Genomic DNA, 11,017 nt, shown 5'->3' with positions numbered 1-11,017 from the left:
TCGGGCACCGCCTCAGCGGCCGCCGTCCTGGCCCGTTCCCGGCTGGGTGTGCCGTCCGGTGGTGCCACCGGTCTTGCCGGTGCCGGTGCCGCCCGGCTTGCTGTTCCCGCCGCCCTGCTTGTTGCCGCCGGTGCCGGGCTTGTTCCTGCCGCGCCCGCTGCCGCCCTTGCCGGCGTCGCCGCGCTCGCCGCCGCCGACCGCCACGGTGTCGAAGGTCGGGGCCTCCTTGCCCTCCAGGGCACCCGCCATCGCGTCACGCCAGATCGGGCCGGGGGTGTCGCCGCCGTAGACCTTGTCGTGGTACTGGCCGCCGATGGTGATGTTCTCCATCTCGACGTCCTTGCCCGGGCCGCCGACCCAGACCGCCCCGGCCATGTTGGGCGTGTAGCCGACGAACCACGCGGCCTTGCGGCCGTCCGTCGTACCGGTCTTGCCCGCGCTGTCGCGCCCGTCCAGACCGGCCTCCTTGCCTGTACCGTCCTCGACGACGCCCTTGAGGAGCGTGTTGACCGTGTCGGCGGTCTGCTCGGACATGGCGCGCGAGCACTTGCTCTTCGGGACCGGCAGGCTCTTGCCGTTCGGGCCGGTGGCCGCGTTGATCAGGACGGGCGTGCAGTACGTGCCGCCGTTGGCGAAGGCCGCGTAGGCGGCGGCCATGGTGAGCGGGGACATGCCCTGCGTGCCGAGCGCGATCGACGGCACCTGGTCCATGTCGGCGCCGGAGGCCGGCTTGAGGCCGAGCTTCGCGGCCATCTTCGTCACCGGGCAGGTGCCGATGTCACCGATCATCTGGATGAAGTAGGTGTTGACCGACTTGGCGGTCGCCTCCCGCATCCCGTACGGGCCGACCTCGCTGCGGTTCTCGTTGCTGACGGTCTCGCCGCCGCCGTTCTTCCACGTGCCGTTGCACGTGTCCACGGTGTCCGGGTAGGGCATCTGGTAGGGCGACGAGTACGACTTGTTGGGCGAGATGCCCTCTTCCAGGGCCGCCGCCGCGAGGATCGGCTTGAAGGTGGAGCCGGTCTGGAAGCCGAAGTTCGACCCGCCCCGGTTCTTGTCGGCCGAGAGGTTGATCTGCGTCTGGTGGTCACCGAAGCCGTACGGGCGCGACTGGCCCATGCCGAGCACCTTGCCGGTGCCGGGCTGCACGATCGAGATCGCGGTGGCCACCGGGTCGGACTGGTAGACGTGGTCGGTGATCGACTTCTGGACGGACTTCTGCGTCTGCGGGTCGAGGGTGGTGCGGATCGTCATGCCGCCCTCGTTCCAGCGCTTGGCCCGCGCCTCCTTGGTCTTGCCGAAGGCCGGGTCCTTGAGGAAGACCTCGCGGACGTAGTCGCAGAAGAAGCCGGCGCCGTTCACGGCGGTGATGCAGCCGCTCTTGGGCCGGGTGACCTTGAGCTTGAGGGGCTCGGCCTTGGCGGCCGCGGCCTCCTGCGGGGTCACGACCTTGAGCTCGGCCATGCGCTGCAGCACGGTGTTGCGGCGCTTGGTCGCCTCGTTCGGGGCGTTGACGGGGTCGTAGCGGCTCGGCGACTGCACGATGCCGGCCAGCATCGCCGACTCGGCCAGGGTGAGGTCCTTCGCCCGCTTGCTGAAGTAGCGCTGGGAGGCGGCTTCGACGCCGTAGGACTGCTGCCCGAAGAAGGTGATGTTCAGGTAGTTGTTGAGGATCCGGTCCTTGCCGAGCTCCTTCTCCACCTGGATGGCGTACTTCAGCTCCTTGACCTTGCGGCCGAGGGTCTGCTGGGTGGCCACGGCGACCTTGTCGGGGTCGTCGCCGGCCTCCTCCACGAAGATGTTCTTGATGTACTGCTGGGTGAGCGTGGAGGCGCCCTCGGAGACGCCGCCCGACTGCGCGTTCTTGTTGAGCGCCCGGAGCACGCCCTTGAGGTCGATCGCGCCGTGCTCGTAGAACCGCGCGTCCTCGATGGCGACGATCGCCTTCCGCATGTACGGGGAGATCTCGTTCAGCGGTACGACCGTACGGTCTCTGGAGTAGACCTTGGCGATTTCACCGCCCTCGGAGTCCAGGATTGTGGTGCGCTGGCTGAGCGGTGGGGTCTTCATACTGGCCGGGATCTCGTCGAACCCCTCGACCGACTCCTTGGCCACTAGGCCGAATGCCCCGACGGCAGGCAGGGCCAGGCCCGCCAGAACCGCTCCGGAGAGCACGCTGACACCGAGGAATTTGGCGGCCATCCGGGTCCTGTTGGACCCCTCGCCCGAGCGCTTCTTACCCATGGAGGGAAGCCTACGTTCTCATTCGGCGGACAGACGCCCGTGTGTTCGCCTACGCTGTTTCACGCCAGTCACTGCGGTGTGATTCAGCATCATCTCCACTCTCACTCTTGTGGGTGATGAGAGGTGTCCGTATTGCCGTCGGTGTCACCCTCTGGGTTATGTGACCCGGGTGACCTGCCCCGATATGACGAGTTAGTCGGTAATGTCGTCCGCTCACTCCGTTGGGTGATCTGCCGCGTACGCATAGTCCGTTCGGGCCATCCAAGATTGGGCCCGAAGGGGGTGTTGCCCCCTGCCCGCCTTCCGTAACGTCCTCAACTGGCAACGGTGAATATGCCGCTGCCGCCGTGGGGGAGCCCCGATTCGGGAGAGGACGGCGCCAGCATGGGCTGGGTAACCGACTGGAGTGCGCAGGCAGCCTGCCGCACTACCGATCCGGATGAACTATTCGTTCAGGGCGCTGCACAGAACAGGGCCAAGGCGGTATGCACCGGATGCCCGGTGCGCACGGAGTGTCTGGCGGATGCGCTGGACAACCGCGTCGAGTTCGGCGTGTGGGGCGGGATGACCGAGCGCGAGCGCAGGGCGCTGCTGCGGCGCAGGCCGACGGTCACCTCCTGGCGCAGGCTCCTGGAGACAGCCCGTACGGAATACGAGCGCGGGGCGGGAATCCTGACCCTCGGCGACGACGAGTACGGCGACTACGCCGCCGTCGGGTAGGCCCCGGTCGGCCGGCGGGCCTTTCCGCAGGCGTAGGGCATCCGCAGCCCGCAGGTGCGGGGCATCCGCAGCGCTCGGCTCACTCCACGTCGATGGTGCTCACTTCGGCGCCCGACGGGCCCGTAGAGGGGCTCTCGGAGGCATCCACGGAGGCGGTGGCGGCAGGCTGGACGGCGAGGCGCTCGCCGATCTCGCGCAGCCCCGCAAGGTCGTGCACATCACCGGGCAGGGCGGCCACTTCCGCCACCGCGACCTCCGGGTGCAGAGCGGTGAAGCGATCACGCGTGCGTCGCTCGCGGGCGAGCACCTGCATGCGCTCGGCGTGCAGCCGCAGCAGACCGGCCGCGGTCCTCGAAGCATCGTCGGCCGCTGAAGCCGCTGAAGCCGCTGAAGCTACTGAGACCGCTGAAGCTGCTGAGGTTGTGTTCGGATCTGTGCCCGGATCCGTGTCCGGATCTCCTGAGGATGCCGGCTGGGGGAGGCCGCTCTCGGGAGGGGACGGGACCGTGGGAGCGCCGGTTCCTGCGACGCGGGCGGTACGTGAGCCAGCTTGCCCGCTCTCACGATCCACAATGCCGCCGTCGGCAAGATTTTCCGATGTTCCTTCCGCGGTCGCGTTCGGGGTCGGCTCCGGCGCCTTCGCGGGCCGCTCCGGGAGCCCTTCCGCCAGGGCCTCGGCCGCGGCGAGCGCCCGGTCCGCCGGGAGCTGATCAGCCGCACTGCCGTGCACCCGATTGAGGACGAGCCCCGCCAGCGGCATCCGTTCCGCGGCCAGCCGCTCCACGAAGTACGCCGCCTCGCGCAGCGCGTCCCGCTCCGGCGCCGCGACGACCAGGAAGGCCGTACCGGGGGCCTGCAGCAGCCGGTACGTGGCATCCGCGCGCGTGCGGAAGCCGCCGAACATGGTGTCCATGGCCGCCACGAACGTCTGGACGTCCCGCAGGAGCTGGGCCCCCATCAGCTTGTTCAGCGGCCCGCTCATCACGGACATGCCGACGCCCAGGAACTTCATCCCGGCCCGCCCGCCGAGCTTCGCCGGAGCGACCAGCAGCTTGATGAGCTTGCCGTCCAGGAACGACCCGAGGCGCCCGGGAGCGTCCAGGAAGTCGAGCGCGGAGCGGCTCGGCGGGGTGTCCACGACGATGAGGTCCCACTCGTCGCGGGAGCGCAGCTGGCCGAGCTTCTCCATGGCCATGTACTCCTGCGTGCCCGCGAAGCCGGCCGACAGGGACTGGTAGAAGGGGTTCTCGAGGATCGCCCGGGCGCGCTCCTTGTCGGAGTGGGCCTCCACGATCTCGTCGAAGGTCCGCTTCATGTCGAGCATCATGGCGTGCAGCTCGCCGCCGGCGGACGTGTCGATGCCGGGCACCCGGCGGGGCACGTTGTCGAGCTCCTCGATGCCCATCGACTGCGCCAGCCTGCGCGCCGGGTCGATCGTCAGGACGACGACCTTCCGGCCGCGCTCCGCCGCTCGCAGGCCGATGGCCGCCGCAGTGGTCGTCTTGCCGACGCCGCCGGAGCCGCAGCACACGACGATGCGCGTGCGGGGATCGTCCAGGACGGGGTCGACGGCGAGGACGGACGCGGCGTCGAGGCCCTTGCGCTGGGCCGGCACCTGGGCTGTTGTCAACGGGGCTGTCAACGGGCCACTCCTTGCTTCCGCAGTTCGCGCGCCATGCGGTACAGCCCCGCCAGGTCAACGCCGTCGCCGAGCAGATCCAGTTCGTACGTGGGGAGGCCGAGCTCCGCTATGCCGGCGCGCCCGCGGTGCTCCAGGGCGAGCCGTTCGATGTGCTCGCGGGCCTCGGCCAGCAGGGGATCCACGAGCTGCTCGGCGAGGCCGGGGTTGCGCGCGCCGCCGAAGCCGGTGCGCTCCAGGGAGTGCGACAGGGCCTGCGCCACGGCGGCCCGCTGACCGTTCGCGGCGGCCTCGACGGCCGAGGCGTCCAGGATCTCCGGCCGCACCATGTTGATGACGACGCCGCCCACGGGGAGGCCCGCAGCGCGGAGCTCGGCGATGCCGTCGCACGTCTCCTGGACGGGCATCTCCTCCAGCAGCGTCACGAAGTGCACCGCCGTCTCGGGCGACTTGAGCACCCGCATGACGGCCTGCGCCTGGTTGTGGATCGGGCCGATCCGGGCGAGGCCGGCCACCTCGTCGTTCACGTTGAGGAAGCGGGTGATGCGGCCGGTGGGCGGGGCGTCCATGACGACGTGGTCGTAGACGAAGCGGCCCGTGCGGTCCTTGCGGCGCACCGCCTCGCAGGCCTTGCCGGTGAGCAGGACATCGCGCAGCCCGGGCGCGATGGTTGTCGCAAAATCGATGGCGCCGAGCTTCCGCAGCGCCCGGCCGGCGCTGCCGAGCTTGTAGAACATCTGGAGGTAGTCGAGGAGGGCCCGCTCGGCATCGATGGCCAGGGCGAACACCTCGCCCCCGCCCGGCGCCACCGCGATCTTGCGTTCCTCGTAGGGCAGCGCTTCCGTCTCGAACAGCTGGGCAATGCCCTGCCGGCCTTCCACCTCCACCAGGAGAGTGCGTTTGCCCTCGGCGGCGAGGGCAAGCGCGAGTGCCGCGGCGACCGTGGTCTTGCCGGTTCCGCCCTTGCCGCTGACGACATGGAGCCTGCTCATGATTCGGAGCCTAATTCCTTTCCGGCGGCCTTGTGGCGGCAGGTGGCGACATGAGGCTGTTCGAACGGTGAGGGCGCGCCGGCGCCCGGCCGCGCCCGCATGGACGACGCTGCGGACGGCCCCGGCCGGGGCTGTCGGTGCGAGGCATTACAGTCGGCCCTATGACCAAATGGGAATACGCCACCGTGCCGCTGCTCGTGCACGCGACCAAGCAGATCCTGGACACCTGGGGCGAGGACGGCTGGGAGCTCGTCCAGGTCGTGCCGGGGCCGAACAACCCCGAGCAGCTGGTGGCCTACCTCAAGCGGCCGAAGCCGTGAGCGCCGTCGAGAGCCGGCTCGCCGAGCTCGGCCTGAACCTGCCGGACGTCGTGCCGCCGATCGCTGCCTACCAGCCGGCCGTGCGGTCCGGTTCGTACGTGTACACGGCGGGTCAGCTGCCCATGGTCAAGGGATCCATCCCCGTGACGGGCAAGGTCGGCGCCGAGGTCAGCGCCGAGCAGGCCAAGGAGCTCGCGGCGACCTGCGCGCTCAACGGCCTGGCCGCCGTCAAGTCGGTCATCGGTGACCTGGACCGGATCGTGCGCGTGGTGAAGGTCGTCGGCTTCGTCGCCTCCGCCCCCGACTTCACCGCCCAGCCGGGTGTCCTCAACGGCGCCAGCGAGCTGCTCGGCGAGGTGCTCGGCGAGAAGGGCGTGCACGCCCGCTCCGCCGTCGGTGTCGCGGTGCTGCCGCTGGACGCGCCGGTCGAGGTCGAGTTCGTGGTCGAGGTCCGGGACTGATCCGGGACTGATCCGGGGGCGGTCCGGGGCCGACTGCCGAGCGGGCCGGCGGCCGGGCAGCGACCGGACCCGGTCCAGGCACCGCCCGGACGCCCCGGCCCGCTGCGGGCCCCGTCCCCTCGAACATCCGCGCGCGAGCGCATAGCATCCGGCCATGTCGACTTCGAACGGCCAGTGGTACCCGCCGGAGTGGCCGGACCGGATCAGAGCGCTCACGCGCGGGGAGCTCCACCCCGTGAGCCCCCGCCGCGCCGCGACCGTCCTGCTGCTGCGCGACGGAGCCGACGGCCCCGCCGTCCACATGCTGCGCAGACGCGCCTCCATGGCCTTCGCCGGAGGCGCGTACGCGTATCCGGGCGGCTCCGTCGACCCGCGCGACGAGCGGGACGTGCCCTGGGCCGGACCGGCCCCCGAGCAGTGGGCCCGGAGCCTGGGCGTCGACGCCGCCTCGGCCCAGGCCATCGTGTGCGCCGCGGTCCGGGAGACCTTCGAGGAGGCCGGGGTGCTGCTCGCCGGGCCCACCCCCGGCACGGTCGTGGCGGACACCACGGGCCCCGAGTGGGAGGCCGGGAGGGCCGCCCTCGTCAGCCGTGAGCTGTCGTTCGCCGACTTTCTGGTACAGCGCGGCCTGCTGCTGCGCAGCGACCTCCTGGGCGGATGGGCGCGCTGGATTACGCCCGAGTTCGAACCGCGCCGCTACGACACCTGGTTCTTCGTCGCCGTGCTCCCCGAGGGGCAGCGCACCCGCAACGCCTCCACGGAGGCGGACCGTACGGTGTGGATCCGCCCCGCCGACGCGGCCGACGGCTTCGACCGCGGCGAGCTGCTGATGATGCCGCCCACCATCTCCACGCTGCGCGAACTGCTCCCGTACGGCAGCGCCGGCGAAGCGCTGACCGCCGCGCGTGACAGGGATCTCACCCCCGTCCTGGCCCGGGCGCGGCTCGACGGGGAGGAGATCGTGCTGAGCTGGCCCGGACACGACGAATTCACCCGGCGCGTCGCCGGCAAACCCTCGGGACCTTCGGAGGCCGACCGATGACATCCGCGACCGAACTCCCCGGCCGCCCGCGCACAGGGGCCATCGGCGGCCCCGCGACCGCCCGTGCGACCTGCGTCCTCGCGCCCAACCCCTCCGCCATGACGCTCGACGGCACCAACACCTGGATCGTCGCCGAACCGGACTCCGACCTTGCCGTCGTCATCGACCCCGGGCCGCTGGACGACACCCACCTGCAGGCCGTCATCTCGACCGCGGAGGCCGCGGGGAAGCGCGTGGCCCTCACCCTGCTGACCCACGGCCACCCCGACCACTACGACGGCGCCGCGCGCTTCGCCGAGCTGACCGGCACCCGCGTGCGCGCGCTGGACCCGGCGCTGCGCCTGGGCGGCGAGGGCCTCGGCATCGGTGACGTGGTCACCACCGGCGGCCTGGAGCTGCACGTGCTCTCCACGCCCGGCCACACCGCCGACTCGCTGTGCTTCCACCTGCCCGCCGACCGGGCGCTGTTCACCGGCGACACGGTCCTGGGCCGCGGCACGACGGTCGTAGCCCATCCCGAGGGCCGGCTCGGCGACTACCTCGACTCCCTGCGCCGGCTGCGCGCGCTCACCGTGGAGGAGGACATCCGGACGATCCTTCCCGGGCACGGCCCGGTCCTCGACGACGCGCGCGGTGCCATCGACTTCTATCTCGTGCACCGGGCGAAGCGGCTGGCCCAGGTGGAGACCGCCGTGGAGAACGGCTACCGCTCGGCCGCGGAGGTGGTCGCCCATGTCTACGCGGACGTCGACCGCTCGCTGTGGCCGGCCGCGGAGCTGTCCGTACGGGCGCAGCTGGAGTACCTGGGGGAGCACGGGCTGATCCCGTGAGCGGCGCTCCGCGTGGCCGCCGCTGCCCCGCTTCGCCGTTGCCGTCCTGTGAGCACATGACGAGCGTCTGACTCAGGACCAGGGCATGCCGAAGGCCCCTGCCGTCACCGGCAGGGGCCTTCCGAGCTTGTGGGCGCGCTGAAGGGCGCTCCCGTCATGCCGTGCGCCCGGGGCGTGCGGCGTGCACGCCCCGCACGGTTTGCGTCAGCGGGAGCGCTTCGCGAGCCGCTCCACGTCGAGGAGGATCACCGCGCGGGCCTCCAGACGCAGCCAGCCGCGGCCGGCGAAGTCGGCGAGCGCCTTGTTGACCGTCTCGCGGGAGGCGCCGACGAGCTGGGCCAGCTCCTCCTGGGTGAGGTCGTGCACCACGTGGATGCCTTCCTCGGACTGCACGCCGAAGCGGCGCGACAGGTCCAGCAGGGCCTTGGCGACGCGGCCGGGGACGTCCGAGAAGACGAGGTCCGACATCGAGTCGTTGGTGCGGCGCAGCCGGCGGGCGACGGCGCGCAGCAGTGCGGTGGCCACCTCCGGGCGGGCGTTGAGCCAGGGCTGGAGGTCGCCGTGGCCGAGGCCGAGCAGCTTGACCTCGGTGAGGGCGGTGGCGGTGGCGGTGCGCGGCCCGGGGTCGAAGAGCGACAGCTCCCCGATGAGCTCACCGGGGCCCAGGACGGCCAGCATGTTCTCGCGGCCGTCGGGGGAGGTGCGGTGGAGCTTCACCTTGCCCTCGGTCACCACGTAGAGGCGGTCGCCGGGATCCCCTTCGTGGAACAGGGCGTCGCCCCTCGCGAGGGTGGCCTCGCCCATGGAGGCGCGCAGCTCAGCGGCCTGCTCGTCATCGAGCGCCGCGAAAAGCGGGGCGCGCCGCAGAACGTCGTCCACGAGTTCTCTCCTTGTCGACATGCACAGAGGACCGTGGTCCCCATGATGCCCGTCGGTAAAACTGTGTGATCAAACACAAGTGTCGCGCATCGTCGCCCGAAGCCCTACGGCAGGGGTCCGATTGGGCTGTGGTTTTCCTGCGTGAGGGCCGGATGTCAGTGGTGGGGCTTAGTCTGGCCGGGTGTCCAATACGCCGGTGAGAGCACAGGGCAAGGGGGCTGGAAGGGTGACTCCGCCTCGTAATTCCGCTGTGGGCGAACGCGCGCCCAAGGGAGCGGCGAAAGTCGCAAGCAAGGACAAAAAGGAAAGCGGAAGTGCATCTTCCGAATCTTTCCCATCTGCCGCAAAGCCGCCGAAGCCGGTCACCAAGGCTTCGGCGAAGCCGGAATCCCGCACCGCTCTCGTCCGCCGCGCCCGCCGCATCAACCGCGAGCTCGCCGAGGTCTATCCCTACGCCCACCCCGAGCTCGACTTCGAGAATCCCTTCGAGCTCCTGGTCGCCACGGTCCTCTCCGCCCAGACGACGGACCTGCGCGTCAACCAGACCACTCCGGCCCTCTTCGCCGCCTACCCCACGCCGGAGGACATGGCCGCCGCCGACCCCGAGGCGCTGGAGCAGCTCATCCGGCCCACGGGCTTCTTCCGCGCCAAGGCCAAGTCGCTCATCGGCCTGTCCGCCGCCCTCCGCGACCGCTTCGGCGGAGAGGTGCCCGGCCGTATAGAGGACCTCGTCAGCCTCCCCGGCGTCGGCCGCAAGACCGCCCACGTCGTCCTCGGCAATGCCTTCGGCAGGCCCGGAATCACTGTGGACACCCACTTCGGGCGGCTCGTGCGGCGCTGGAAGTGGACCGACGCCACCGACCCGGAGAAGGTCGAGGCGGAGATCTGCGCGCTCTTCCCCAAGAGCGAGTGGACCATGCTCTCGCACCGCGTCATCTTCCACGGCCGGCGCATCTGCCACTCCCGCCGGCCGGCCTGCGGTGCCTGCCCGATCGCTCCGCTCTGCCCCTCGTACGGGGAGGGCGAGACGGATCCCGAGAAGGCCAGCAAGCTCCTGAAGTACGAGAAGGGCGGCAAGCCCGGTCAGCGGCTCAAGCCCCCGCCCGACTACCCGGGCCTGCCGGCCCCTCCGCTGGGAGGCGACGCATGACGAGCACGTACGGCCGAGGAGCCACGGTCACCGCCGAGGGGCTGCCCGGGTGGCTGGAGCCCGTGGCGCGCGCTTCGGAGACGATCGAGCCCCATCAGCTCAGCCGCTTCCTGCCGCCGGAGACCGGCGGTCGGCAGTCCGCCGTGCTCGTCCTCTTCGGCGACGGCCCCAAGGGCCCGGAGCTGCTCCTCCTGGAGCGGGCCGGCACGCTGCGCTCGCACGCCGGGCAGCCGTCGTTCCCCGGCGGCGCCCTCGACCCGGAGGACGGCGACCCGGCCTCCGGCGGGCTGGTGCGCGCCGCCCTGCGCGAGGCGGAGGAGGAGACCGGCCTCGACCCCTCGGGGGTCCAGATCTTCGGCGTCCTGCCCCAGCTGTACATCCCGGTGAGCGGCTTCGTCGTCACCCCCGTCCTCGGCTGGTGGCGCGAGCCGACCCCGGTCAAGCCGGTCGACAAGGCCGAGACGGCCCGGGTCTTCACCGTCCCGGTGGCCCACCTGACCGATCCGGAGAACAGGGCCACCGCGATACACCCGAGCGGTCACACCGGCCCGGCCTTCCTGGTCGAGGACGCCCTCGTGTGGGGCTTCACCGCAGGCGTGATCGACCGGATCCTGCACTACGCCGACTGGGAGCTCCCCTGGGACCGCGAACGGCAGGTCCCGCTGGACTGGCGTTCCTGACGGGCATGAGACGGTGATCCCGGCCCCCGCCGTCCCCCGGGCCGGCGACACCGCAGACGA

11 protein-coding genes are annotated in these 11,017 nt (G+C 71.1%); 7 read left to right on the top strand and 4 right to left on the bottom strand.

The window, feature by feature from the left end; translation table 11 throughout:
- Positions 1-12: 12 nt before the first annotated feature.
- On the bottom strand, positions 13-2,244 hold the full coding sequence (locus V7793_RS11800) for a transglycosylase domain-containing protein (protein WP_336005429.1): 2,232 nt from the start codon (positions 2,242-2,244) through the stop codon (positions 13-15).
- 384 nt (positions 2,245-2,628) lie between these two features.
- Between V7793_RS11800 and V7793_RS11795 the strand changes: the two genes are divergently transcribed.
- Positions 2,629-2,964: a WhiB family transcriptional regulator gene (locus tag V7793_RS11795; RefSeq protein ID WP_206328802.1), complete on the top strand. Its 336-nt coding sequence runs from the start codon at positions 2,629-2,631 to the stop codon at positions 2,962-2,964.
- 79 nt (positions 2,965-3,043) lie between these two features.
- On the opposite strand, the gene V7793_RS11790 is transcribed toward V7793_RS11795, so the two are convergent.
- Positions 3,044-4,606, bottom strand: a complete 1,563-nt coding sequence (locus V7793_RS11790) for an ArsA family ATPase (protein WP_443057886.1) — start codon at positions 4,604-4,606, stop codon at positions 3,044-3,046.
- Entirely contained in the window at positions 4,603-5,595 is a 993-nt protein-coding gene (locus V7793_RS11785; protein WP_336005425.1) for an ArsA-related P-loop ATPase, read from the bottom strand. The genes V7793_RS11790 and V7793_RS11785 overlap by 4 nt, the downstream gene beginning before the upstream one ends.
- Positions 5,596-5,756: 161 nt before the next feature.
- Between V7793_RS11785 and V7793_RS11780 the strand changes: the two genes are divergently transcribed.
- The 4 genes from V7793_RS11780 (at position 5,757) to V7793_RS11765 (ending at position 8,248) form a co-directional block, all read left to right on the top strand.
- Positions 5,757-5,915 (top strand): DUF4177 domain-containing protein, encoded by a 159-nt coding sequence (locus V7793_RS11780; RefSeq protein WP_086785308.1) that lies wholly within the window; start codon positions 5,757-5,759, stop codon positions 5,913-5,915.
- Positions 5,912-6,376, top strand: a complete 465-nt coding sequence (locus V7793_RS11775) for a RidA family protein (protein WP_336005415.1) — start codon at positions 5,912-5,914, stop codon at positions 6,374-6,376. Before V7793_RS11780 ends, V7793_RS11775 begins: the two co-directional genes overlap by 4 nt.
- Positions 6,377-6,530: 154 nt before the next feature.
- On the top strand, positions 6,531-7,418 hold the full coding sequence (locus tag V7793_RS11770; RefSeq protein WP_336005414.1) for an NUDIX hydrolase: 888 nt from the start codon (positions 6,531-6,533) through the stop codon (positions 7,416-7,418).
- Positions 7,415-8,248 carry an MBL fold metallo-hydrolase gene (locus V7793_RS11765; protein ID WP_336005411.1) on the top strand — a complete coding sequence of 278 codons (834 nt, stop codon included), beginning with the start codon at positions 7,415-7,417 and terminating at the stop codon, positions 8,246-8,248. Before V7793_RS11770 ends, V7793_RS11765 begins: the two co-directional genes overlap by 4 nt.
- A 204-nt stretch (positions 8,249-8,452) precedes the next feature.
- Here the strand turns inward: V7793_RS11765 and V7793_RS11760 are convergent, their stop codons facing one another.
- Positions 8,453-9,127, bottom strand: coding sequence for a Crp/Fnr family transcriptional regulator (locus V7793_RS11760; RefSeq protein ID WP_030367278.1), 675 nt, complete (start codon positions 9,125-9,127; stop codon positions 8,453-8,455).
- 250 nt (positions 9,128-9,377) lie between these two features.
- On the opposite strand from V7793_RS11760, the gene nth reads away from it, so the two are divergent.
- Positions 9,378-10,277, top strand: a complete 900-nt coding sequence (nth, locus tag V7793_RS11755) for an endonuclease III (protein WP_336005403.1) — start codon at positions 9,378-9,380, stop codon at positions 10,275-10,277.
- Entirely contained in the window at positions 10,274-10,957 is a 684-nt protein-coding gene (locus tag V7793_RS11750; RefSeq protein ID WP_336005401.1) for an NUDIX hydrolase, read from the top strand. The genes nth and V7793_RS11750 overlap by 4 nt, the downstream gene beginning before the upstream one ends.
- Positions 10,958-11,017 lie beyond the last annotated feature (60 nt).

The sequence above is a fragment of the Streptomyces sp. KLMMK genome (genome assembly GCF_036961605.1).
In the GTDB taxonomy this organism is placed as follows: domain Bacteria; phylum Actinomycetota; class Actinomycetes; order Streptomycetales; family Streptomycetaceae; genus Streptomyces; species Streptomyces telluris.
Note: the sequence above shows the minus strand (reverse complement) of the source record. Positions and strands in the feature narration are given on the sequence as shown.